We start from the raw sequence: 23,788 nt of genomic DNA on the forward strand, positions 1-23,788 counted from the left end.
TTGGCTGCGCAGCCCGTAAATATCAAAGCAAACAGACAAAAAATCCAAATCCTAATCACGAAATAGCTCCTTATATGCAGCTAGTTCGGCCTCGCAGCTTTTATCTTTGACGTATATCTTCTTTATCCGCTCGGCCTCTTTTGACGGAGTATCGTCGATCTCTACCGCGGCGGCCTTTATAGCTTCGTTTTGCAAAGAAAGAGATACGTTGCAGGCATTTAGATTATTTTTTACCGTAGCGTAGTCCTTGGTCAGTCGCTCGTTTTTCTCTTTTACGCTTTCAAGGTCTTTAAACAAGACGGAATTTACGCTTTGGAGTTTTGAATTTTCGAGGAACAAATTTACGCAAGCAAAACCCAAAAGTGCGGCCAAGGCAAAGCCTACAATCGGTAGTTTAGTTATCAAGTAGCCCACTTAGCACCTTCTTTGCCCGGTTCGGCGTTTGTTTCGCCCAAAGAGAATTCATGCCGCTTTGATAGGCGGCTCTGTATTCGCCCACTCTTATATGGTGCATCGTGGTTACGAATTTTTTAACCTTTGAAACGCCTAGCTGATAGGCCATTTCTATCACTACTTCTTGGACGTTTTTCGGTTTTTCCTTTAGCCAATCAAACGTCGCGAATACCGCGGCGGTTAGTTTTTCAAGCTTGAGCTCTAAAATTTTATCGGCCGTCGCTTTGCTCATAGGTTCGTATTTGCCGCCGTTTAGCGCTAGCTCGTCGGCCGTAAGCGCGGCAAGCAAAAAGCCGTAGCCCACGGTCGGTCTTCCTAGGCTATCCTCGTACCTATGATCTTTAAGGCCCTCGTTTTCTTTGATTTTTTCTATTAAGGTCATGGCGTCCTCCAAACTTTTGCCGCAATATTACGCCATGCCCGCCTCAGAAATCTATCACGATTTTTTGTTAAAAAACTTTGTCAAAGTCCTGTAATAGATTTTCGGCACAAAACAGCCCATAATTCGCACAAAAATAATCAAAGGCGCTAAATGCTAGAAGAATTTGAAAAAGAACTGATAAACACGATTAAAGAAGCGGCCGAACCCAAAAACTCGGTAACTAGAGCGTACCTGGGCGAGTTTAACAGTAAAGAAGAGATGGAGCTGCTGATAAAAGGCGGCGAGAGCTTCGTATTCGTAGAGTTCGTGGATGAAAAATACGAAAACGTAGTAGAACGAAGCGCGACGTATAATATCCATATACTAGCCTGCACTTCAAACAAAAATCAAAATTACCGACAAGCCAATAAATTTAAAGCCTACGCTCTATGCGAGGCAATAGATGAAAGGCTAAGAAACTCGAATTTATGTAACGAGTTTAGGATAGAGCCCCAAAGCGCTAAGGCGTCGCTAAACGATATTACCGACTACGGCTACGTTTACGTGCTCACCAGGCAGATACGAACGCAATTTTTAGAAAAGGACGAATTCTTATGCTCATAACCAAAGACTTAATCGCGTTAAAGGACGAGAAAGAAGAAGTTTTAAGCGAAATTTGCCTGGCCGTAACCGGCGTTTGGCAAGGACACGCCGGAGGAACGTTTAGTATAGACGCCGCCGATATCGAAAAGATGAAACTAAATTTCGACAAGCGCAGCCTAGACATAGTGATCGACTACGAGCACCAAACTTTAAGCGGGGAGATAGCGCCCGCGGCGGGCTGGATAAAAGAGCTTTTTATAAAAGACGGCGCGCTTTACGGGCGCGTAAGTTGGACAGCCAAAGCAAAAGAATTTATCAAAAACGGCGAATATAAATATCTTAGCCCGGTTTACGACTTTATGGGCGTAGACGAAAAAACCGGAGCTTGGCAGGGCTGCACGTTGCACTCCGCGGCGCTAACCAATAAGCCGTTTTTAGATGAACTCGGAGAAGTAAGAGCGAATAAAAATTTCACAAAGGAGACGAACATGGATGATGCGAAAAATCCAAAAGGCGAGCCGCAGGCTCAGGCTGCTACGCAAAACGGCGCGAACTATGAGGCTCAGATAGTCGAGCTTAAAAATCAGCTTGACGCCTCTAAACAAGAGGTTGCTGCGCTAAAAGAGCAACTAGCTCAAAGCGCGGTAGACACGGCTATTGTCGCAAACAAGCTTCAAGAAAGCCAAAAGCAGTGGGCGCTTAGCTACGCAAAGGCCGATTTAAACGGCTTTAATGAGTTTTTAAAAGGCGTTATGCCGCCGCAACAAAAAACGAGCATACCGAGTAACGATATGTTTGCCAACAAAAGCCAATCGGATGCAGAAATAGACGTCGTTAAATTTGCATTAGGAGGAGAATAAAATGTCTAACGAACAAAAAAAGCCAAAGACCATCGGAGACGTGGTCGTAAACAAGGTGCTCGGCGTTAACGCCAAAGTAGAGACCACTAAGGCCCTAGAGTGCGGAGCCGTGCTGTTTAGTATTAACGGCGGCGAGAGTTTTGCGGCCGTAACTAGCGACAACCAAACTACGACCATCGCAAACGCCCAAGCAGTATTCGGCGTGCTATGCGACAACGTAGAGGCCACCAAAGAAGCCGACGTGCTGGTGCTTGGCGAGGTAATGCTGGAAGGCGCCGCCGCGGAGCTAAAAACCGCACTATTCAAACAAAAAATTATAGTGAGATAAGGAGATAAAAATGGATGAACTTTTAAAAAAATTTACGGTCGAGGCGATGACTGAGATCATAAATCAGACTAAGACCGATCAAAGTTTCATAACGGATACGTTTTTCAAAAAATGGACTCCGACGCTTTCCAATACCCATAACATTATCATCGAAAAAGGCGCGGGCGTAATCCTTGAAAGCGTTAGCGAAAACGGAGAGCACTTGGTAACGAAAAATCCCGACCAAACTATCATCTCCGTACCGCTTCCTCGCTTCCCGCAGTATGATACGCTCCCGGCTAGCGAGATGAATTTGCTAAGAACGCTCAATACTCAAAGCGAGCAGCTTAAATCATTGTCTGCGGCTATCGGCAAAAAACTAGCTAGCCAAAAGAGCAATATCGCCAACACCGTAGAGTATATGGCCATAGGCGCTATTTTCGGCAAGGTAATGGACGGCAAAGGAAAAGTGTTGTTTGAGCTTAGCGCAAATAGAAAAGAGATAACTATCACGAATGCGACCAAGTTATTGGATTTGCTAAGCGATATCGAGGCCGCTCAAAAAGAGGTATTAGGCGTTGCAAAGCCGTATATCGCGCTAGTAACGAGAGAGCTTTTTAGCGAGCTGCTTAAACTGGCCGAAGCCCAGGAGCTTCTAAAGCTAAAATCCTGCGAAGTCGTCGACAGTAACGGAGTTTTAACTCTTAAACTTTTCGGCAAGACCTTTATGCCTTACGATGCCTCGTACAAAAACACGAAAGGCAGAGATACGAGCTACATGAGCGGCAAAAAAGGCGTAGTAGTGCCTTTGATGGACGACATCTTTGAGGTAGTTTATACGAGAGCAAACCATACGTCTGCCATCGGAAAGGCTCCGACGAAATTCTTCGCTGCGGCTCCGGAGGTGCTCGACAAAGGTATGGGCTGGGGCATTGTTAGCGAAAGCAGACCGCTTCCGATCTGCAATAGGCTTGACGCGATCATCGAGCTAAAAATGTAACAAATCAATTTAAAAGGGCTTCACGCCCTTTTAAATCAAAAACGACTAAAACTACGAGAAAAATATTTTAAACGTTTTAACGCGCTTTTAACGCTCGCTAAAAGCCAATAACGAATACGGTCAAAAGGTTTAAAATATTTGGAGACAAAATAATGGTTTTAACAAACGAGGATCTACTAAAAGAAGTTTCTACTAGAGAGCTGCAAGAGCTCAGCGACTTTGAGGGAAGCGGCGCCGTTAATCAAAGCGTCATAGACGATAGCGTAAACGATGCCTTGGCTTATATCTCCTCTTTCATCAAACTTCCGCAAAACCCTACGCCGCTATTAAAAGACATCGGCGTAAATTTGACTATTATCGAGCTCAAAAAGCGCAACAACTTCCCCAAAGAGGCGCTGAATGAGCAGATAGAAAAGATGGACGCTCTGCTTTTGAAGATGGCTAGCAAGAAGCTTCCGAGCCAAATAGAAGACGATAGTGCGCCCAGGCTCGGCATAAGAGCGTTTAGGCACAGCGAGAAAAAAATGGACTTAAAGGATTTAAATGGCTGAGAAACCAAATATAAAAGAGCTTGCTAAGGAGCTTTATCTAAAAGGCTTCAGCCTTGAGCGCATAGCCGAAATTTTAAACAAAACCGTAAAAACCATAAAAAACTACAAATCTCAAAACGGCGACTGGGACGAGCTTAAAGCCGCAAGCTATCTAAATAAAAGCGGCGAAGATAAACAGAACATCTATCAAAATTTTATCGAAGAGATGCGCCTAGCCGTAAAAGATATAAGAGAGAGCGAACTGCCCGCGGGCAAAAAGGCCGAGGCGCTTTCAAAGATAGGCGATAGCTTCGTGAAGATGACCAAGGTAGCAAGCTACGAAAATCCGGCGGCATATCGCTTAAGCATCGCCAAAAAGGTCATTATGCTTGTGGTGGATAAGTTCAAGGACGACGAGAACAAAGAGTGCATCAAGAAGTTAGTCGAGCTCATCGAGAGCGAGAAGTTCGTCAAAGCTATCGAAGAGCTCGACGTTTAGGATGACGCATGCTTTTTTCAAGAGATGAGTTAGATAGCTTCCTAGAAGACAGTAGAGAAACACACAAGCAAGCCGGTGCCGTAGAACCCGAGCTTAGCAAGCTCACGCGCAAAGACTTTTACGGCTGGCTAGAGGAGCTTAGCGGCGAGCTAAAAGAGCAGATACATCTAAATAGCCCCCTATCCCCCAAAGATAGATCCGCAAGAGTAAAACGCGCCGAGCGCGATTTTATGTTTTTTGCAAGGACTTATTTCCCGCACTATTTTAGCATTAGCAGCTCTTGCGCGCTTCACGAAGATCTAGCGCAGATTTTTGAAGCCATGACGCAAAACGCAAGCGGAGACAAATACGCCCGCGCCGCGCCGCGCGGTCATGCAAAGACTACGTACTGCTCGCAGCTTCTTCCGCTTTGGTGTATTTGTTTTAGCAAGAAGCGCTTCATTGTCGAAATTTCAGACGCCGTGGAACTGGTCGAGGGGTGTTTGGAGGCGATAAAAGCCGAGCTTGAGGATAACGCAAATTTAAAAATGGACTTCCCGCACGTTTGCGGCACAAGCAAAAATTGGAAGATAGGCGAGTTCGTCTCTAAAAACGGAGTCAAGCTTAAGGCGTTTGGCTCGGGTAAAAGACTGCGCGGCGTAAAATTCGGCGTATACCGCCCCGATCTAGTAGTCCTAGACGACCTAGAAAACGACACCAACGTACGCAGCAAAGAGCAGCGCGACAAGCTCGAGGAGTGGCTAGACGAAGCGGTTTTAAATTTGGGTAGCGTAGACGGTAGCCTAGACGTTCTTTATATAGGCACCGTACTTCATGCAGATAGCGTTTTAGCTAGGAAGCTCAAGCTTAAATTTTGGAATGCCAAAAAATATCAAAGCATCATAAATTTCCCAAAGCGAATGGATCTGTGGGAGAGATGGGCAGAGCTTTATAAAAATATATCCAAAGAGGCTAGCGAAACGTTTTATCTAAAAAACAAAGTCCTTATGGATGAGGGCTCTCGAGTGCTTTGGGATGATGCGCTACCGATCCTAAAGCTCATGCAAAAGCGCGCCGAAAACTTGAAATCTTTTAACAAAGAGCAGCAAAATGATCCGCGTAGCGAGACTCAAATTTTCACCAAAGAGAGTATGCATTTTTACCGCGAGCTTCCGAGGTGCGATTACTTCGTGATGTATATCGACCCTGCAGGCGAAAAGAAAAAGAGCGATTATACGGCTATAACGGTGTTAGGAGTGAGCAAGGCAGAAGCCAAGATCTACGTAGCAGAAAGCATAGTAGAGGTCATGAAGACCAAAAAGACCATCAAAGAGATCATTAGGCTTAATCAGCTCTATAAATGCCGCGTTTGCGCGATAGAGAGCAACGGCGGGCAGGAGTTTTTTAGGGGCTGGATAAGAGAAAAGGCCTTTGAGATAGGCGCTAAGCTACCTTTAAAAGGCGTGAATAATACCGCAAGCAAAGGGCAAAGAATAGAGGAGCTTGAAGTGCCTATAGAGGACGGCGAAATACTCTTTCATCAAAGCCAAAGCCTGCTTATCGAGCAGCTTACGGAGTATCCCGAAGCCAAGCACGACGACGCGCCCGACAGCTTGGCGGGCGCATACGACTTAACAAAGCTAAAAAAGAAAGTAAAAAGGCGCACTAGATGATATTTGACAAATTATTTAAAAATAAATCCGAGCAGCCGCAGCGCAAGAAAGCGGCTCTCATCCCTCAAAACGGTACCCTGATAGATTTGCTGATAAATACGGGAGTTTCCAGTATTGGCGACGACGATATGGATATGATACTAGCCGATCTTACTGTTACGCAGTGCGACGTGAGCCGCAAGTCCGTGACCGAGAAAAAAGAGATCCAAATCGTTTGCGACGATGAAAAAATTAAGGACGAATTTAAAAAGATTTTTAACCCCGACATCGTCAGCCAAATTTTAGAGACCTATCTTTACGGGTTAAACGTATTCGAGGTCAACTATAAAGAAAAAGAAGGTCTTGTATACCCAAGACTCGTGCAGCGCGATTTTAGACAGTTTAAATTTAACGACGCGAGCGAGTTCGTGTTTAACGCCGGCGGAAGTGAGCAGAGTATCCCGCCTTTAAAAGTTATATATGCATTAAACAGGGCGAATTTTAGAAAAGTATACGGAGACGGGTTACTTAAAAAGCTGTATTTCCCCGTCAAAATGAAAAACGCCAGCTTGAAGTTTTGGTTTAGGTTTTTAGAAAAATTCGGATCGCCCTGGGCGATAGCAAAAACTAGCTACGAGCCCGACGAAATGGCTGCGGAAGTGCAAGCTATGCTTAGCGGCGATAGCGCGGTCATAGACACGGACGAGGAGATCACCCTCGTGCAGCCTACCTCAAACGTAGATTTTACGAGACTTCCCGCATACCTCGACAATCAAATCAGCAAGGCTATTTTAGGCGCAAATTTGACTAGCGACGTAAAAGAGGGAAGCTATGCCGCAGCGAAGACGCATAACGAGATTAGAGAGGATCTGGCCGCAAACGACGGCAAAATTTTAGTCTTCGTCATGAACAAGGCCATAAGCTTTTTTAAGGAGATCAACGGCTATAACGGCGAGCTTTACGCCAAACTATTCGACGAAGACGCTCCTAATACCGAGCGCGCCGCAAGAGACAAGACGCTATACGATATGGGCTTCACGCCTACGAAAAAATACATAACCTCTGCATATAATATCGAGCTGGACGATAACGAGCAAGCGCAAGAAAAAGACCGAAATTTAAAGGCTAATAAAGCAAATTTAACGGCTTTAAAAGGCTCTTTAAAGGCTTTAGATAGATTTGATAAAGCCACGAACGAGATGGATATAGAAGACGGCGAGATAGAAGCGGTCTTAAACAAACTAATAGCAAGCAGCGAGACTTACGAAGAGGCTTTCGATAAGCTTTACGAGCTTTACGATCTACCCTTTGAGAGGCTTGAGCCCTTGATGTTTAAAGCCGTGGCCAATGCCCAGATGTTGGGATATCTAGATGAAATTTAGTTTTTTCGAGGAGCCTACGGCGGTTTATGAATATTTAAAGAGCAAAAAGCCGGAGATCCATTTCGATTACGACGAGATCATGTATGATGCGCATAAAAAGGCTTTTACCGTCGCAAAGATGATGAATTTGGATCTTCTTAAAGATACGCAGGCTTCGCTCACCAAGGCTTTTAAAGAGGGCGTCGGGTTTGACGAGTGGAAAAAGAGCGTAAAGCCTATGCTTGCAAAGAAAGGCTGGCTAGGAAATATCAAGGTAAAAGACCCAAAGACCGGCGAAGAAAAAGAAATTTACGTAGGCAATAGGCGGCTAAGGACTATATTTAATACCAACATGAGAACGGCTTACGCCAAGGCTAGATATGAAAGCCAGATGCAAAGCCTAGGCGAATACTTCCGCTATACCGCCGTGCTAGACGGCAGGACCAGAGAAGCCCACAGGAAGCTTCACGGCAAGACCCTGCCCAAGACGGATAAATTTTGGGATACCAACTATCCGCCAAACGGTTGGGGGTGCCGCTGTAAGGTGCAGGTGCTTACAGAGGCCGAATGCGTAGCTAGAGGCATCGTACCGCTTGCTGACGGCTCTTTTTTGCCCCAGGCTGCAGAAAAAGACTTCAAATACAATCCGGGTAAGGTCGACAAAACGGATGAAATTTTAAAAGACAAGCAAAATAAGGTTTTAGACGCCGTTACGTCAAGTCTTGCAAAGAAAAATTTAAAACAATCCCTAGATAGCTTCGAGCATGAGCGAGACGTTTACGTTTGGCAAAAAAGCTTAGACGACATGGTAAATGCTGTAATTGGCGGTAAAATCATCAAGGATAAAATTTATCAGGTGGCTCAAGTAGGGGAGTTAAAGCAAGGTATCAAGAAAAATCTAAAAATCATCGACGTAGAGCCCAAAGCATCCAGTATAGCCGTTTATCAAAACACCATCTCGCACATCACGAGAGATAGCAAGCCGAAGGGAAAAGAGCCCAATATCGATGAAATAAAAGCCGTAGTAGGCGTATTTGACGAAGCTAAACGCGTATTTTACGATAAAAAGGACAATGTTTTACTATATTTTTATAATAGCCTACAAAACGACAACATGGTAAATTACGCCGTCATCCGCCTAGACTATACGCTTAAAAAATTTAAAACCGATAATTTTATAGCGACTATTACGAGGATACCTGTAGAAAACTATAAAGCTATTTTAAAAGATAAAAAAAGATATATAAAGATAAAGTAGATAAGGCCGGGCATCGAACCCAAGTCATATACAGCTTGCTTTCGCAACTGGAACCCTGCCAAATCTGGGCCATCTCTTATCTACTTTGTGTAATTATACCACATTTTAAGAGGACAAACGCAATGATAGAAGTTAAAGGTCTAGAAGAGCTGCAAACTAAGCTAAAATCTCTGCAAAATATCGACAAAAAAACCAAGCCGCTAATGCAAACGCTAGGCAATATCTTACAAAACGAAATAGAAGCCAGTTTTGAGAACGAGAGCAGTCCGTTCGGACAAAAATGGCAAGCCTTGAAACCTAGTACGATTAGGCAAAAACAAAAACTAGGAAAGTCCTCTAATATTTTAAGATCGGACGGAAATTTGGCGGATAAATGGATAGTTAAAGCAGACGATAAGAAAGCCACGGTATCTAATAATACGAATAAAAACGGCTTTGCTTACGGGCTAGTTCATCAATTCGGTACGACTAAAGCCGGGCGAAGTAAAAACGTAAAGATACCGGCTAGGCCGTTTTTACCGGTCGATAGGAGCGGCAATTTGCCGGGCAGGGTAAAAGACGTCGTTAAAAAGGTCATTATAAAATTTGTGGAAGATGGTTTTAAATAATGACTATTTTAAATACTTGTATATAACTTATAGCTACGACCGCTTTTGACTCTGCGAATATCGCCTAATTCGCCACCAAAATAAAGCACGTATCTCATTATTTCCGAGTCATATTCTTTAAAATACTGGTAAATTTGCGTTTGAAGCATGCCCTCGTTTTTGGCCACTATACCGATTATTTTTTTTATACAATCATTATAGAGCGGGTCTTTGTATGCAAAATATGTCATAATCTTTTTAAATTTATCTTTTTCTTGTCGAGAGTGTTTATCTCCAACCATCTCGTAGGCTATTTTTTGTAGAGCAAAACGCATAGCATCGAATTCTCGTCTCTCGTAAAAATCTATAATTTCAACCGGCGTTTCATCCGGATACTCTTGTATGATTTCGGCTTCCATAACTTCATCTGTCGGCACGACGGATATATCGTAGTTTTGATTTTTTAGCGCCTGTTTTTGGGTCTCAATCTCTCTTAGCTTATTTTGAAATTCTTGCTGTTTTGCTTGAAATTTTAGTTCTCTTGCTTTATTTTTTGTAGCTACTTCGTCTACTATTTTCTGTTTTAGTTCTCGTCTCTTATTCTTTATAAGCTCCGATATCGTTTTTTTATCAATTAAATTAGCATTGAATTTTTTTAAAATTTCGGCTATTTCATCTTGCGGATACTTAATTGACTCTAGGTCTATTATTATGACTAACTCCTCACGAGTTGGCCTACGTCCCAAAATTCGACCCCATTTCTTTTTAGTGAAATGGTTCAACAATAAAATCAAAGCCGAACATATTATAAAAATGATAATAGAGTATTTTAATAATGTTACCATGACTATCCCTGATAAAATTATAGAATTATAATTATTTTATACGGAAACTGTCAAGAAATAACCCTATTCAAATAAACTAGGCTCTCTTATCTCTTTGGTTATAGCGCAAACGCTATTATAGCTCAGATTATGTTTTGCGGCGATCTCGCGAATGACGATAGGGCTTGGTTTACCTAGCTTTATGCCTTCTTCGTACTCTTTGAGTATATCGTAGTTTCTAAACGTACCTTTGTAGCTGGGTACGTAGATATTGGCTCCGCCGTATTCTTTGATGATATCGGCCATGTTTTCGCTCTCTTTGACGCGGTTGTAGAACTCGGCGAATAGATCGAAGCTATTTATCATTTGTAATATTTATCTTTCATTTGAATAAGGGCTTGCACGACGTCGGCGGCATCACTCCTTGATAGAAATTTAAGATGCAAAGGTCTGATTTTAACTATTCTAAAGATGAACTCTCTTAAAGCCATGCCCGTTTTTACGTTGGCTATCTCTTCCCAGATGCCGGCGATAGTCTCAAGCTGCTTTTTGGTGGCGTATAGGCTGCCTTTAGCGGGCGTTAGATCTTCGCTAGACATAAAGGACGAGCTAGACGTTTTGCTTGTTTTGGTTTTACGAGTAGATTTTTTAAAATTTGCGCCTTTATGGGGCTTATATCCCACGACTTCTAGCACGGCCCTAAGCTCCTCTATACTTAGCTCTTTTAGGCTATCTTTGCCGAATTGCGCTTGTAAATATATCTTTCTGCACTCGTCGTCCACGAAATAGTTGTGCTTTAACGTTTGTATCATCTTGATATAGTACTTTTTAAGCTCGCTCGTATTCATCCTAAACCGCCAAATTTAAGGTATTTTCACCCATAGTTGTAATAGTTGTATCGGTTGTAGTCTCCGCTTTACAACTATATATCACGCTCTTGCCAGTTTTACGGCTAAACCATAGCTTGCCGTCGAATTTATCGAGGCAATCCCTAGCCGTTCTATCGTCTTTTTCGTAATTCATAGCGTTTAGCAGCTCGGTCTTGTTTAGATCTCCGCCGGCTAGTATCTTTTGCGCTAGGGTAGTAAAATTTAGCTCGTATTCGCTCATTCTAGCTACCTCTACGTCAAGCTCTTTTAGTTCTAAATTTAGCGTTTTTACGCAAAAACCGTTATCTTTTACCCCGGCTCTTTCTTTGGCTACTTCAAGTAAGAAATTTAACTCGTTTTCCTTGCTAGGGCGTTTTAGTAGATGATACATAACGTCGAGAGAATTTCTTATATGGTTGCTGCCTTGATAGTTTTTACCGTCTTTGTTAGAGTGGTGCAGGATGATCACGGTAGCTCCCGCTTCGCGTAAATTCTTAAGTGCGCCAAATAGTCTATTTATGCGGTTGTCGTTGTTGATGTCTACGAAATCCCGCAAGCTATCCAGGATAAAAACGCAATCTTTATAGGCTTTGCCTACGGCGTTTTCCTCGAGCTTTAGAACAAGCTCAAATCCGCAAAGCTCTAGCGTGCTGCGCTGGATATAATTCATATTCTCGTAGCTTTCTATAAGTAGCCTATCTACGCCGCGCTGTTTGAGTACGCCTACTGGGTTGTCGTAGTCTATGAAAAATACCCTTTGGCCCTCTTCGCAAAGTCTTTTAGCTAGCGCGAAGGCCATGTAGCTTTTGCCCGTGCCGCCGTCCGCGTAGATCAGCGTGATTAGCTGCTTTACTAAAAAGCCCTCTATCAAAAACTCGACCTTTTCGTTAAAATTATCTTTGGTTAAGCTGGAGTTTTTTAAAAACTCGAAAATTTCGCTCATATATTTCCTTTATATACCGATTTGCCGCTTTCCAGATCGGCGATTATATGCTTTCTTATTTGTTCAAAGCCTAGTCTTATAGCTGGATCTTTAGCGCGGTTCTCAAAGCTGCCGTTGCTTAGCTCCTCGTAGGGCTTCTTTTCTTCTTGCATAGCTTGCGTATCGCGCGGCAGGCGGTATATTACCTCGCAGCTTATGTCGCGAAACGTTATGCCCGCTTCTTTGATCGCGGCAAGGTTATCCGCCCAAAACTCCCTGAGCTTTGCTTTGATTTTCTCTTTGCTCATCTCAAAGATCTGTTTTGCGGCGGGGTGCGAAAAGACGAAATGCAAATTTATACCGTTTATCTTTGCCCATTTTAAAAGCTTAGCATCGATGATCCCCTCTATGCCGTATTTGGCTAGTCTTTGGACGAGCTGGTATTTTGCGATACCGGGAGCGGGTTCAGACATTTGCATCCTTTAGATATACGAAATTTCTAGGTGCCGTTTTTACTCCGAAATATCTTATGTTTTGAGGTTTTTTGTATCTGATCGGCTCTTCTAAAAAATACCAAGAAGCATATTTTTTGTCCTTAAAATATTCGTCGAATTCTTCTTTGGTGATTCCAGAGCAGTCCAAATAGCAAGCCCACACCGCTTCTTTGTTTTCGCATCTATCGGCTCTTTTTACTTTTACCTCGCCGACTACCTTTTTTATCGGCGCCGTGGCGTATAGAAATATCCTGTCGTTAGCGACGGACGCTAACGCCTTTCTGTATTCTACTCGTTTTGTTCCGTCGAGTATCATGTCTGCAAATTTGGGCTTTACGGACAATAAAATAGCCATTATTTTTCCTTAAATTTAAACCTTTTAAAATACGTTTAACAGCAAATTAAACGCATTTTAAAGGGCTTAAAGCCCTTTAACGCGAATTCTTAGCTTCGCTCGTCTTACGAATCTAGGCAAAAGCCTATTTTTATCATCCCTTAAGCCCTTAAAGTTTTGCCACAGGCCTTGAAATACGCTTTCTTTCATTTCCCTACCTCCAAACTCTCTATTTTCGGCACTATGCGGAAGCTATCTTTTACCGTTCTTGTTAGTCCTAGCTTTACGAGATCTTCGTCTTTTAGCTCCGCTAGAGCGTCTTTGTTAGGTTTTTCCTCGTATATGATGCACTCTTTGGCTAGCCCGTAGCTTTTGATCGCCTTTAGCAGGCTTTCTACTTTAGCTTTTATACGAGGCAAACTTACGCTTTTGGTTAGGCGGTAGCCGATCTCGCCGAAGGTAAATTCTTTCGAGCGTTTTTCGGCAAATTCGTGCTTGTTTTCCTCACAAAAAAACGTGATTTGCTGCTCGATATAGTTTTTCTCGCTCTCCAGTCTCTCTACTTCGGCCTTTCTGCTCTCTTTTATACGGTTGCACTCAAGAGTTACTTCGCCGTTGATCTTCTCGATGCCTACGCTTAGCTCGCATACCTTTTTTAGCGCGTTATCTATATCGCTAAAACTTTTTATTTCCATGTTTTCCTCCTAAAATTTTAAATTTCATCGCAAATTTGAGTTTGCAGACGTATCCGTAGACCGTGCAAACGGGCAAATTCTCTTTGGCTTTTTTGTGGTTTTTAAACTCAAGCGCCATCACTCAAACAAACTAAATTTAAGCTCGCTTAGGCCGTATTCTTTAGCCCACTCCGCCTCTTCTTGCATACCCTCGCTGTTATCGCTCCATTTGCACGGATGGCGGTAGTAGTAGCTACACACCCTAAGCAGCTCTTCGCAGTTTTTCATCACGCGATCTCGCTCAAGCTCGCTATATACGTCCATCCACGCAAGCACGGGCGAGATAGGCTCATAGCCGTTTTGCCTGACGATAGCGCAAGCTTGCTGCGCTATTTGCCTCGCATAGTAGTTTCTGTCCCGATCTTTGCACTCGATACTAGCGTAGGGCGTAGAAACAAATACTAATCTTGCCGTTTTCATTTATTCTCCTTTCTTCAAATTTGACTTTATCGAGCCCTAAAATAGAGCTCTGTAAAATCAAATTTAAGCCGCCGTATCGATTACTTTGCCGTCGGCGGTTCGTATGATATATTTACCTACCAGCTTAAACATGCTCTTTGAGTAGTCGGCCTTTTGGCCCTTTATCATGCTTCCGCGCCTTATGCCTCTTATTTCGCCTTTTGCATTTACGCTCATTTCAAATCCTTTCGCCTCAAAATTTCTTACCAGTCTAACTAGTCCAGCCGCTTGAGTTCGCTCCGCCGCGCGATTTTCAAGAAGATTTATAGCTATATCCATCATTTTTCACTCCTTACAACTATTACAACCGTTACAACTATAAAAGCAACATATTCGTAGCCTCTTTGACTACGTCTTCGTTTATAGGGGTCTTTGCGTATTCGCTTAGCATCTTCGCCCTTCTTAGCAACTTTTCGGTCTTTCTGAAATTTCCTTTAGCTAGCGCTTCTATTAGATCGATGCATGGCTTTTGCGTTACGCCGAAGTTTTTGCAAACGGCCTCTAGGTCGTCTCTTATCTTTTTCTTGTCCTCGTCTACGTAGGAAAGCCCGCCTAGTATCCATTTATTTCCGACTCTCGAGCTTAGCTGTTCTAGCTCGTTTCCGCTCTTTGAAGCGGTTAAATTTATTAGTAGCTTGTTCGTGCCCACGAGTACCAGAGTAGCGCGGCTAAAATCGTGCATCCTGCGCAAGCTTTCAAGCGCGCGGTAAGGCAGATGCTCGGCCTCGTCTATGATGATCGTTCTGCTTACCTTTTTTAGAGCTTCCGCACTTTGACGTATTAGTTCGTCTATGCTTCCTTTGTCGTTTAGTCCGAGCTCTCTAGCTAAAATTTTAAAAAGGCTCTTTGCAGACGTGTTTATGGTAGCCTCGATTAGAATGCTGTCTGGATGCGTTCTTACGTATTCGCGAACGGCTCTTGTCTTTCCGCTACCGGCTACCCCGCTTATCATCGCCATATCTCTATCTTGTACCGCCCAGCCGATCACCGCGTGTATGCTTTTGGCATCCTTGGTTCTTACGAACGGTAACTCGTCTTGCAAAATGTCAACTTTTTGGATAAAATTGTCGAGATAGTTTTTAGCTGGCTCTTCTACTTTATCGGCATACTTGTAGCTAGAGCCTTCTTTTATGTATCCCGAGATATATGCGGGATTTATTCCCAAAGCCGTAGCGAATTTGTTCTGACTCATACCGCTTGATTTATTCGCTTCGATGAAGTCTTTTATTCTGTCGGCTAACTGCATTTTTCCTCCTTTGATTTTGGTTTTTAAATGTTTTAAACGCCGTTTAGTAGGACTTTAAGCGACCTTGAAAACATTTTTATTCCCCGCTTGCTATCTCTATGGCGTCGTCTACGGAAAATTTCTTTTTAGTCGTTCTCTCTGCGGTAAATTCGTTTAATTTATCGTAATCAAACCCCGCATTTATTATGTTATTTACCTCTTTTTGCCTTTTTATGGTCTCTTTTAGCGCCTCTATCTTGTCGCAGTCTTCGTAGTTAAAGTTTTCGGGTTTTAACGCCTCTTTGTGGGCTTCAAGCATTACTTCGAGGTCGTAATTTACGTTTAGTCTCGTAAATTCGCTAAATTCGGCGCGTTTGATGACGGCTCGGATGGCTTTCATATCGTCTTTAAAGACCTTTTTAACGGCTTTGTAAGTTTCCGCACTCATAGGGCATATCTCTTTATCCTTTGCTTCGCAGATGAAATTTCCTTCCAAATCAAATACGAATATCGAGCTTACGTCGTCTATGTTTTCGCTAACTAACACCTGGGTCTTTACGGCCGGGAGAAACGCCGAGCCGAATTCTCTTGCATCGTAACTAATTCCCTTTTTGCCTACCGTTCTAGGCTCTAACCCTCCCGCATGTAGCATAAATTCCTCTTTTCTTACGCCGCGAAGCGGAGTCGTATCGCTATTCCAACGATCCATCGGGCTTGATTTTTTGCGTCCTACGCTCATTATGTCCCATTTAAGCACCTCGGCTTCAAATTTAACCCTTGCCTGGTCTAGCGTTAGTAGGTATTTAAGGTTGGTCTTTTTAACAAACCCTAGCTCGTCTTTTGCGGATCTATCTTTTTTGGGCGTTCTTTGCTCGATCGCCTCTCTCATGGCTAGGTTAAATCCTATATATCCCGGCGTTTGAGAGATGCCCGCATGCTGCATCACTCCAAAGTGCCTCTCTACAAAGCCTTTTTCGTCGCCGCTATATGCTATGGCTCTATCGTAGTCGATATTTAGGCCGTTTAATAGATGCTGAAACTGATCGCTTAGGTAGTCCTTGCCATTGTCCCCTTTCACGTAATCGGGTTTGCCTAGCGTATTAAGCGCTTTCCACATGAGTCTTACAAGGCCTAGGGCATTTGATTTTCTCTCTATACTGGCTACGCATCTGCCGCTATACACGTCCACGATGCTAAGGATATTGGCTCGTATCGCCTCGCCTTTTTCCCCGTCTCTTACCATCACGTCAAGCGGCGAGCTATCTATCTGCCAGCATTGGTTGCGTCTGGTTATCATCTCGCCTTGATCGCCCAGGGCCGGCTGGAAGTAGCTTTTCGCTTTATCTTCGCCTTTCGTGATCATTATGTATTCAAGCTTGTTGGCGGCGTAATAGCCGTCTAGGTATCTTTTTATTACGCCTGCGTCAAAGAGCGGCTTTATCTTTCCGGTTAGAAATTTCGGATAGTTATTCGCTTCGCCCCTTCGTCTAAAATACTCTTGATGGAGTCTGCGGTAAAGCTCTGCTATATTTAGCCCGCCTGCGCCGTAAGCGCGGAAATTTTCAAGTATAAACTCCTTCATCCACTCTTCGAGCACGCTAGCGTTTTTTCTATGCTTGCCGCGCTTATCCATCAGCGCCGCCGCGCCTTTTTCCTTATAAGCTTTTTGCCATCTAAAAAGGTTTGCCTCGCTTATGCCGCTGTCTTCGCAAAACTTTTTACATGACACGCCTTGTTTTTTGGCCGCCTCATACTCTTTTAGCAGTCTGATTTTTTGGTTAATCTCCTCTTTTTCATCGTCGTCCAACACCGCGTACTCCCTACTTAAATTCTCTTTTTTGCCGTCGCTCGCGTCAGCTTTGCCGCCCTTTATTTCGCTAAATTTCATCCGTCTAAATCCGGTTTGCTCCAAGCCGTCCTCTATGTATACGTTTACGTCTTTATTGGCTTTGCCGCCTTTTATCGCTCCGTCTATATCCGCGATCTCTACCGCAAACAGCAGCTTCGCTCCGCCGCGGCTTCTGATGCCGGCGTCTTTTATGCGGACAAACGGGTATTTTTGAGAGTTGCGTCTAGCGGCTTCTTTAAGAGCACTCAAAGAAACGCCGAAAATTTCAGCTGCCGCGGCGGTTTCGACGTAGATCATTTAGCTGGCCTTACTCTCTTCTTGCTCGCTTCTTAGGGCGCTCGGAAGCTCCTTAATTATGCCCTCGCTCAAAAGCGCCTCAAACACCTTTCTTGAAGTAGCGAAATTTTTACTGCCTACTACTTGGCCGTTTATCACCATATAGGTGGTGCGCTCGCTTAGATCGTGTTTTTTAGCCCACTGTCTTATGCTTATGCAGTTATCGGTAAAGTATTTTTTTATCATCTTGCGCTCCTTTCTTTATTTATCATTGTTAAGTCTATGTTTGTTATAATCTTGAAAAAAGGAAATATCTTGGATTTTCTTACAAATGCGAATTTATTTTTGCTAAATAACCACTTCCTGGCGCTAGGATTAGTCGTATTAAGCTTTATTTTAGGCTTTTACGCAGGTTTATATTATGCGAATTTAAAAAGCAAAATAGGCCGAGAATTTAAGTTAAGCTGCAACCACTCTCCAAATAAAAGAGTAGTTTTAAAAACCATAAATTCAAAGCTTATTTTTAACTCGTGCCCTCACGCAAAAGATCTTAAATTTTGCAAAAAGCTAAATGATAAATGCATTTTAAAAGATCATCTTTTGCCCTAGAACGAATCCAAGTACAGCACCCACACAAAAAGCAAAAGCGCAAATCACAATAATTTCAACCATAGCAGATCCTTTTATAAACTTAACAATGATAAATAAAAGAACTATTTTTCAAACCTTTGAAAGATTTAATCTCAAATAAGATATAATTTTTTCGTAGATTTGAAAGTATTATATAGTATTTTAACCTTATTTGTCAAGGTTAAAATACCTCATTTTTACATTTTTTGATCAAAGGCGACAAAATGGACAACCAGAAGGATAAAATCATATTTGAAAATATGAAAAAGTTTTTCAAGGTCGATAGTCTCGAAGACGTAGCGGAAAAGCTCGGCTATTCTAGGAATACAGCCGCCACATGGCGCTCAAAAGGTTTAACCTCGACAGTAAAATTAAAATTTGCCAGCCTAAGCGCTGATAAGGTAAATAAACCTTATAATGACAAGGCCAGTTTAAGGTATTTTGAAAACATAACGGCAAGCGCTGGCTACGGCTCTAATAATGATGAACAAAATTACTCCATAATCCCTGTTGGAAAGGATTTTATGGAGCAGGTTTTAAAAATACCTTTTAAAAATTATGACGTGATTAAAGTTTTCGGTGATAGCATGGAACCATTTGCACAAGACGGCGATGCCGTAGTGGTGGATCTGGACGCAGAGGTAAAAAACGGCGACGTCGTTATAGCAAATATCGGTGGAGACGTATATATGAAGAAATTTCTGAGAGACGCGATACATAAAGAAATAAAATTAACGTCGCTAAATAGCTTTTATCAAGATATTATTTTAAAAGGCGAGGAAATAGATCAGCTAAAAATAGTAGGTAAAGTTAGGTGTAAATTTAATATCAATATGAAAGTATTTTAAAACATAAAATAATCTTAAAATATGTCTTAATCAAAAATATTGAATTTTTAAGGATAAAGTCTTTGGATTGCGGTGTTTTTTACGACGTGTCTTAATAGGTTTTGAATATATCATTGTTTGATACATTTAAGACACATTAAGCTTGTTTAAGACACATTTTTTACAATTTTTCGTGTCTTAATGCTCATATTTTTAAAAATTCGCTGTGCTTCCAGCAACAAACCTTAAGCGATATACGGTTACGATAGATAAAATCTCGGGATGATTTTCGAGATGCTTTAAATAGCGTTTAAAGAGCGATTATTTGGGCTTTTAGATATGATTACGGCGTTAAAATTTTCCGCTTTTTTGGGACAAAACGGACGATTTGGGATTATAGGGATTTTTCTTTTAGCTGAATTCTTGCGTTACAACTGAGAGTGAAGCTTTTTAAAGTGCCTATTTTACGCGCTTTCAAAAATCTCGCGCTAAAATTTCTCACTCTCATTTTCTATACCCCCTCACAAAATCGCTCAAATTTACCTCAAATTTATTTTAAATTCCACCAAGCTCGCCGCTTTGAATAAAATTTTAAATTTCATTCCTGCACCACGAAGCCTGCTAAATTTTATCTCGCTGCCGCGCCCGGTCATCGTTCAGGTCGCGTTTTTGCGATGATTTAATTAAAATTTATTGCACGCAAAAACCAGACCAAAATCATTTGAGACTAAAATTTATGCAAGCTTTGACTCTAAATTTGATCCAAAATCCGCTTGCAAATTTCGCGCGGATCGGCGCTTTGATAGATCGGACGACCGACTACGATAAAATCCGCCCCCGCCTCGCGCGCGACGCTCAGATCCGCCACTCGTTTTTGATCCCCCGCACTCTCGCCAAACGGCCTCACGCCAGGACAGAGCGTGATAAAATTTGCGCTTGTGGCGTCCTTTATCAGGCGGCTCTCGAACGCCGAGCAGACCATGCCGTCAAGCCCCGCTTCGTAGCTCATCACGCTAAATTTGCGCACGGCGTCGTCCAAATTTTGCTCGTAAACCGCGCTAAATTCGGTCTCGTCAAAGCTAGTTAGCGCAGAGACCGCGAGCACTAGCGGACGCGAAGCTAGCCTATCCAGTCGCTCCATCACCATAGCCATCGCGCGCTTGCCGCTACTTGCGTGCACATTTATCATATCTACGCCGATTTTAGCGATCTCCTCGGCGGCGTCCGCCATCGTATTTGGGATGTCGTAGAGCTTTAGATCGAGGAAAATTTTAAAATTTCTGAGCTTTTTTAGCTCCTCGATAAAGCCCGCTCCGTCGCGCAAATAGGCTCGCAAGCCCACTTTTAGCCAAATTTTATCCGCAAAGTCCGCAAGCCCCTCCGCTAGCTGCAAGCACTCCTGCTTCGAGCCCAGATCAAGCGCGACGCAGAGCTTCACAGATCGGCCTTTAGCGCGTCTAGCACGCCGTTTATAAATTTCGGTGCCGAGTCGCCGCCCAGCTCCTTGCCAAGCTCGATACCCTCGTTTATGATGACGGCCTTATCGGTCGGGGTAAATTTCATCTCGTACGCCCCCAGCCTAAGCACGGCGCGCTCGATACTGCCGATCTCGTTTATTTTCCACTCTTTTAGGCGCGCGTTTAGTAGCCCGTCAAGCTCATCCGCATGCTCCAAAATGCCGTGAAAAAGCGACAGTGCGAGGCTTCGCTGATCGTTTCTGATCTTTTTTTCTTCTAAAAACTCCTCGACGAACTCCTCGCTGCAACTACCCATTTCGCGCGCATATAGTAGCGAAACGACGGCCTGCCTGACCTGATGACGAGTTGCCATTTTACGCCTCCAAATTTTTATACAAATTTAGCATCTCGATCACGCCCGTCATCGCTTCAAAGCCCTTGTTTCCGGCCTTTGAGCCTGCTCGCTCGATGGCCTGCTCGATACTATCGACGGTTAGCACGCCAAATGTCACAGGTTTGCCGTATTTTAGCGTGACGTTTGCGATGCCCTTGGTCGTCTCGGCGCTCACGTAGTCAAAGTGAGGCGTAGAGCCGCGGATCACCGCTCCCACGCAGCAAATGGCGTCAAATTTACCGCTGGCTAGCGCCTTTTCTAACGCCATCGGTATCTCAAACGCGCCCGGTACTAAAATCAAGCTCAAATTTTTCTCATCCCCGCCGTGGCGCAAAAACGCGTCCCTTGCGCCCTCGACCAGCCTATCGGTGATGATGTGGTTAAACCTTGCATTGATGATAGCGATCTTCTCGCCGCCTTTTAGAGCCAAATTTCCTTCGATTATTTTCATGTCTGCTCCTTAAATTTCTATCCGTTGTAGTCCGTGTCACGCGTGATGATGACCTTGTAGCTAGGGTAGGCGCTGCTTACTTGCGATAAAATTTCGCGGTAGAGTGCCGAGCTATCTGGCGCGTTAAAGTCTATGACGATATCAAACGTGATCGTATTTGTCTCTTTGTTTATGTAAAATCCATGCATTTGCTTGATAAATTTATGCCCAAAAACTATCTTTTCGACGTTTAGCCTCGTTGCGTTATCCTCTTTATTAAATGCATAGATGCCAATGGTATCTAAAACAATGTTAAATTTCGCAAAAATTTCATTTTGTATGCGTCTAGTAAGCGCGTCTATCTGCGCGGCATTCATATCGTGCGCCACCTCTATATGCACGCTGCCTAGCTTCTTGTCTGGGCCGTAATCGTTAAATATAAGATCATACGCTCCTAGCACGCCGTCAAACGAGCCTATGCACTCATAAATTTGCGAGCTGTCGCTGTTAGGCATCCTCGCGCCTAAAATTTTATCTATCGCGTCACGTAAAATTTCAAGTGCCGCCTTGATAAGAAGTAGCGATATGATCACGCCAAGATACGCCTCAAGGCTAACGCCAAAAAACACAAAAACCAAAGCCGCCAAAAGCGTACCAAGCGAGATGAGAGCGTCAAATTTCGCGTCCACTCCGCTTGCTATGAGCGAGTCGGAATTTACGCTTTGTCCGACCCTTTGCGTGTAAAGACCAAGCGCAAATTTGACCACAACCAAAACGGCGATCAAAACAAGCGAGATAGTGTCGTAGTTTGGGGTGCTTGGCGAGATGATCTTTTTAGCCGACTCGACCACGGACGTGCCGCCTGTATAAAGTATGATCACGCCTATAACGATAGCTGTTAGATACTCTACTCTGCCGTAGCCAAATGGATGCTCTTTGTCAGGGCTTTTCCCGGCTATTTTTATGCCGACAATGGTAATGACCGATGAGAGCGCGTCGCTTAGGTTATTTACCGCATCTAATATGATAGCGATCGAACCGCTAGCAAAGCCCACTACCGCCTTTATAGCCGCCAAAATGGCATTTGTCACTATGCCTATGAGACCTGTTTTTACAATGGTCTTATCTCGCGACGTGACCTGCTCTACTACCTCCAAATTTGCCCCTTAGATTATTTTTAACATTATCGCGCTTAGCGTTATTAGCGATAGATAAAACGCCTTTTGCGCGCTCATTTTTTCGCCGTTAAAAACCACTCCGACGCCCACGGCTCCGATCGCTCCGATACCGGTCCAAATCGCGTACGCTACCGACATCGCCATCGCCTGCATCGCGTAGCTCAAAAGCCAGAGCGAAAGGGCGAAATTTGCTGTTAAAATCAAAAAATTCGCCGCCTTTTTCACGCCGAAGCTTTTTTGAAATTTGGTCAGAAAAAACACGCCCAAAACCTCGCAGCACCCGGCCGCCAAAAGAGCTAAAACGTACGTCAAGATTTCAGCCTTTTTAGCCCCAGTACGCCGGCAACTAGCGTCGCTATGAAAAATAGCCGCAATAAATCCGGCGTCTGACCGCTCGCGCGAAATTCGCTCACGATTTCGGCGATCACCACAAAAAACGCTCCGAGCCCGACAAATACGGTATACGTGATGCTAATAGGCAGGTACTTCATAGCGATTATAAACGACGTGAAACTAACGCAAACGAGCATCGCCGTGAGTGCGATCTCCGGCGCGCTTGAGGCGTGTTTTAGCCCGTACGCCCAGCCGCACTCGGCGACCGCGCCGCCTAGCACCCACAAAAAGCCCTTAGTTTGCATCGCCTAGGGCGTCTTTTATCTTAAAAATTTGAGCAATATTTGCGTCTAGCTCGTCCAAATTTAGCATATTCGGCCCGTCGCAAAGCGCCTCGCAAGGATTTACGTGCGTCTCGTAGAAAAATCCGTCCACGCCCGCAGCCGCCGCAGCTCGCGCTAGATATGGTACAAATCTAGCATCGCCGCCGCTTTTCTCGCCCAAAGCCGACGGCATCTGCACGCTGTGAGTAGCGTCGAAAATCACCGGCGCAAACTCCCTCATCAGCACCAAATTTCGCATATCTACAACCAAATTTCCGTAGCCAAAGGTACTGCCTCGCTCCGTTAGCCACACGCCGTTTTGTTTAGCGACCTCGTATCCATCGCCGCTAATGCCCCTTGTTTCTAGCACTTTTTTCACCGAGTGCTTCATCGCAGAGGCGGCTAAAAACTGCCCTTTTTTGATATTTACGACCGCTTTTGTCTTAGCCGCGGCCACGAGCAGATCGGTTTGGCGGCACAAAAACGCCGGGATTTGCAGCACGTCGGCCACTTCGCCTACTGGTGCAGCCTGATAGCTCTCGTGGATATCGGTTAAAATTTTAAAACCGAATTCCTTTTTGACCTTGGCTAAAATTTCGCACCCTTTTTCAAGTCCAGGCCCGCGAAACGAGCTTATACTCGTGCGATTTGCCTTATCAAAGCTTGATTTGAAATAAAAATCTATCCGCTTATCTTCGTTAAATTTAACCAGTCTCTTTGCCACGTCAAAAACGAGCTGCTCGCTTTCTATGACGCAAGGCCCTGCTATTAATATCATTT

The 23,788-nt window shown here is 43.8% G+C and carries 32 protein-coding genes; 11 read left to right on the forward strand and 21 right to left on the reverse strand.

The window, feature by feature from the left end:
- Positions 1–51: 51 nt before the first annotated feature.
- Together E4V70_RS02500 and E4V70_RS02505 are read right to left on the reverse strand one after the other, a co-directional pair.
- On the reverse strand, positions 52–414 hold the full coding sequence (locus E4V70_RS02500) for a hypothetical protein (RefSeq protein ID WP_122862025.1): 363 nt from the start codon (positions 412–414) through the stop codon (positions 52–54).
- Positions 395–835 (reverse strand): glycoside hydrolase family protein, encoded by a 441-nt coding sequence (locus E4V70_RS02505; RefSeq protein ID WP_122862024.1) that lies wholly within the window; start codon positions 833–835, stop codon positions 395–397. Before E4V70_RS02505 ends, E4V70_RS02500 begins: the two co-directional genes overlap by 20 nt.
- Positions 836–985: 150 nt before the next feature.
- On the opposite strand from E4V70_RS02505, the gene E4V70_RS02510 reads away from it, so the two are divergent.
- From E4V70_RS02510 to E4V70_RS02555, 10 genes are all read left to right on the forward strand, one after another.
- Positions 986–1,438 (forward strand): hypothetical protein, encoded by a 453-nt coding sequence (locus E4V70_RS02510; protein WP_122862023.1) that lies wholly within the window; start codon positions 986–988, stop codon positions 1,436–1,438.
- Positions 1,429–2,277: a phage protease gene (locus tag E4V70_RS02515; protein ID WP_122862022.1), complete on the forward strand. Its 849-nt coding sequence runs from the start codon at positions 1,429–1,431 to the stop codon at positions 2,275–2,277. The genes E4V70_RS02510 and E4V70_RS02515 overlap by 10 nt, the downstream gene beginning before the upstream one ends.
- Before the next feature lies 1 nt (position 2,278).
- Positions 2,279–2,605, forward strand: coding sequence for a hypothetical protein (locus E4V70_RS02520; RefSeq protein WP_122862021.1), 327 nt, complete (start codon positions 2,279–2,281; stop codon positions 2,603–2,605).
- Positions 2,606–2,615: 10 nt separating this feature from the next.
- Positions 2,616–3,584 carry a major capsid protein gene (locus E4V70_RS02525; RefSeq protein WP_122862020.1) on the forward strand — a complete coding sequence of 323 codons (969 nt, stop codon included), beginning with the start codon at positions 2,616–2,618 and terminating at the stop codon, positions 3,582–3,584.
- A gap of 152 nt (positions 3,585–3,736) precedes the next feature.
- Positions 3,737–4,135, forward strand: coding sequence for a phage protein Gp36 family protein (locus E4V70_RS02530; protein ID WP_122862019.1), 399 nt, complete (start codon positions 3,737–3,739; stop codon positions 4,133–4,135).
- Positions 4,128–4,613 (forward strand): DUF1804 family protein, encoded by a 486-nt coding sequence (locus E4V70_RS02535; RefSeq protein WP_021088424.1) that lies wholly within the window; start codon positions 4,128–4,130, stop codon positions 4,611–4,613. Before E4V70_RS02530 ends, E4V70_RS02535 begins: the two co-directional genes overlap by 8 nt.
- Before the next feature lie 8 nt (positions 4,614–4,621).
- Positions 4,622–6,265: a phage terminase large subunit gene (gene terL / locus E4V70_RS02540; protein WP_122862018.1), complete on the forward strand. Its 1,644-nt coding sequence runs from the start codon at positions 4,622–4,624 to the stop codon at positions 6,263–6,265.
- On the forward strand, positions 6,262–7,626 hold the full coding sequence (locus E4V70_RS02545) for a phage portal protein family protein (RefSeq protein WP_122862017.1): 1,365 nt from the start codon (positions 6,262–6,264) through the stop codon (positions 7,624–7,626). The genes terL and E4V70_RS02545 overlap by 4 nt, the downstream gene beginning before the upstream one ends.
- A complete protein-coding gene (locus E4V70_RS02550; RefSeq protein ID WP_122862016.1) occupies positions 7,616–8,863 on the forward strand; it encodes a phage head morphogenesis protein in 1,248 nt (415 codons plus the stop codon). The genes E4V70_RS02545 and E4V70_RS02550 overlap by 11 nt, the downstream gene beginning before the upstream one ends.
- A gap of 122 nt (positions 8,864–8,985) precedes the next feature.
- Positions 8,986–9,471, forward strand: coding sequence for a phage virion morphogenesis protein (locus tag E4V70_RS02555; protein ID WP_122862015.1), 486 nt, complete (start codon positions 8,986–8,988; stop codon positions 9,469–9,471).
- 8 nt (positions 9,472–9,479) lie between these two features.
- On the opposite strand, the gene E4V70_RS02560 is transcribed toward E4V70_RS02555, so the two are convergent.
- From E4V70_RS02560 to E4V70_RS02615, 12 genes are all read right to left on the reverse strand, one after another.
- Positions 9,480–10,295 (reverse strand): hypothetical protein, encoded by an 816-nt coding sequence (locus E4V70_RS02560; RefSeq protein ID WP_134482476.1) that lies wholly within the window; start codon positions 10,293–10,295, stop codon positions 9,480–9,482.
- Between the two features lie 63 nt (positions 10,296–10,358).
- Positions 10,359–10,640, reverse strand: coding sequence for a hypothetical protein (locus tag E4V70_RS02565; RefSeq protein ID WP_122862013.1), 282 nt, complete (start codon positions 10,638–10,640; stop codon positions 10,359–10,361).
- A complete protein-coding gene (locus tag E4V70_RS02570; RefSeq protein ID WP_122862012.1) occupies positions 10,637–11,122 on the reverse strand; it encodes a phage protein GemA/Gp16 family protein in 486 nt (161 codons plus the stop codon). Before E4V70_RS02570 ends, E4V70_RS02565 begins: the two co-directional genes overlap by 4 nt.
- Before the next feature lies 1 nt (position 11,123).
- Positions 11,124–12,086 carry an AAA family ATPase gene (locus tag E4V70_RS02575; protein WP_122862011.1) on the reverse strand — a complete coding sequence of 321 codons (963 nt, stop codon included), beginning with the start codon at positions 12,084–12,086 and terminating at the stop codon, positions 11,124–11,126.
- The gene (locus E4V70_RS02580; protein ID WP_122862010.1) at positions 12,083–12,538 is read right to left on the reverse strand and encodes a hypothetical protein; all 456 of its coding nucleotides are present in this window, start codon (positions 12,536–12,538) and stop codon (positions 12,083–12,085) included. The genes E4V70_RS02575 and E4V70_RS02580 overlap by 4 nt, the downstream gene beginning before the upstream one ends.
- On the reverse strand, positions 12,531–12,914 hold the full coding sequence (locus tag E4V70_RS02585) for an ASCH domain-containing protein (protein ID WP_122862009.1): 384 nt from the start codon (positions 12,912–12,914) through the stop codon (positions 12,531–12,533). Before E4V70_RS02585 ends, E4V70_RS02580 begins: the two co-directional genes overlap by 8 nt.
- Before the next feature lie 185 nt (positions 12,915–13,099).
- Positions 13,100–13,588: a host-nuclease inhibitor Gam family protein gene (locus tag E4V70_RS02590; RefSeq protein ID WP_122862008.1), complete on the reverse strand. Its 489-nt coding sequence runs from the start codon at positions 13,586–13,588 to the stop codon at positions 13,100–13,102.
- A 117-nt stretch (positions 13,589–13,705) separates the two neighbouring features.
- Complete coding sequence (locus tag E4V70_RS02595; RefSeq protein WP_122862007.1) at positions 13,706–14,047, reverse strand: DUF7768 domain-containing protein; 342 nt, start codon at positions 14,045–14,047, stop codon at positions 13,706–13,708.
- A gap of 63 nt (positions 14,048–14,110) precedes the next feature.
- Positions 14,111–14,368, reverse strand: a complete 258-nt coding sequence (locus E4V70_RS02600) for a hypothetical protein (RefSeq protein WP_122862006.1) — start codon at positions 14,366–14,368, stop codon at positions 14,111–14,113.
- Between the two features lie 34 nt (positions 14,369–14,402).
- Positions 14,403–15,332 carry an AAA family ATPase gene (locus E4V70_RS02605; protein ID WP_122862005.1) on the reverse strand — a complete coding sequence of 310 codons (930 nt, stop codon included), beginning with the start codon at positions 15,330–15,332 and terminating at the stop codon, positions 14,403–14,405.
- Positions 15,333–15,408: 76 nt separating this feature from the next.
- Positions 15,409–17,457, reverse strand: a complete 2,049-nt coding sequence (locus E4V70_RS02610) for a DDE-type integrase/transposase/recombinase (protein WP_122862004.1) — start codon at positions 17,455–17,457, stop codon at positions 15,409–15,411.
- On the reverse strand, positions 17,458–17,682 hold the full coding sequence (locus tag E4V70_RS02615; RefSeq protein ID WP_122862003.1) for a helix-turn-helix domain-containing protein: 225 nt from the start codon (positions 17,680–17,682) through the stop codon (positions 17,458–17,460). It lies immediately after the preceding gene.
- A 608-nt stretch (positions 17,683–18,290) separates the two neighbouring features.
- On the opposite strand from E4V70_RS02615, the gene E4V70_RS02625 reads away from it, so the two are divergent.
- On the forward strand, positions 18,291–18,914 hold the full coding sequence (locus E4V70_RS02625; RefSeq protein ID WP_021083788.1) for a S24 family peptidase: 624 nt from the start codon (positions 18,291–18,293) through the stop codon (positions 18,912–18,914).
- 730 nt (positions 18,915–19,644) lie between these two features.
- Here the strand turns inward: E4V70_RS02625 and pyrF are convergent.
- The 7 genes from pyrF to kdsA are packed head-to-tail and all read right to left on the reverse strand — an operon-like array spanning position 19,645 to position 23,786.
- A complete protein-coding gene (gene pyrF / locus E4V70_RS02630; protein ID WP_122862001.1) occupies positions 19,645–20,331 on the reverse strand; it encodes an orotidine-5'-phosphate decarboxylase in 687 nt (228 codons plus the stop codon).
- Positions 20,328–20,723 carry a transcription antitermination factor NusB gene (nusB, locus tag E4V70_RS02635; protein ID WP_009492867.1) on the reverse strand — a complete coding sequence of 132 codons (396 nt, stop codon included), beginning with the start codon at positions 20,721–20,723 and terminating at the stop codon, positions 20,328–20,330. The genes pyrF and nusB overlap by 4 nt, the downstream gene beginning before the upstream one ends.
- A gap of 1 nt (position 20,724) precedes the next feature.
- Complete coding sequence (gene ribH, locus E4V70_RS02640) at positions 20,725–21,195, reverse strand: 6,7-dimethyl-8-ribityllumazine synthase (protein WP_103649486.1); 471 nt, start codon at positions 21,193–21,195, stop codon at positions 20,725–20,727.
- A 17-nt stretch (positions 21,196–21,212) separates the two neighbouring features.
- On the reverse strand, positions 21,213–22,331 hold the full coding sequence (locus E4V70_RS02645) for a cation diffusion facilitator family transporter (protein WP_122862000.1): 1,119 nt from the start codon (positions 22,329–22,331) through the stop codon (positions 21,213–21,215).
- A gap of 9 nt (positions 22,332–22,340) precedes the next feature.
- Complete coding sequence (locus tag E4V70_RS02650) at positions 22,341–22,664, reverse strand: DMT family transporter (protein WP_122861999.1); 324 nt, start codon at positions 22,662–22,664, stop codon at positions 22,341–22,343.
- A complete protein-coding gene (locus E4V70_RS02655; RefSeq protein ID WP_122861998.1) occupies positions 22,661–22,990 on the reverse strand; it encodes a DMT family transporter in 330 nt (109 codons plus the stop codon). The genes E4V70_RS02650 and E4V70_RS02655 overlap by 4 nt, the downstream gene beginning before the upstream one ends.
- On the reverse strand, positions 22,980–23,786 hold the full coding sequence (gene kdsA, locus E4V70_RS02660) for a 3-deoxy-8-phosphooctulonate synthase (protein ID WP_122861997.1): 807 nt from the start codon (positions 23,784–23,786) through the stop codon (positions 22,980–22,982). Before kdsA ends, E4V70_RS02655 begins: the two co-directional genes overlap by 11 nt.
- Between the last annotated feature and the right edge of the window lie 2 nt (positions 23,787–23,788).

It is taken from the genome of Campylobacter showae, from assembly GCF_900699785.1.
In the GTDB taxonomy this organism is placed as follows: Bacteria; Campylobacterota; Campylobacteria; order Campylobacterales; family Campylobacteraceae; genus Campylobacter_A; species Campylobacter_A showae_D.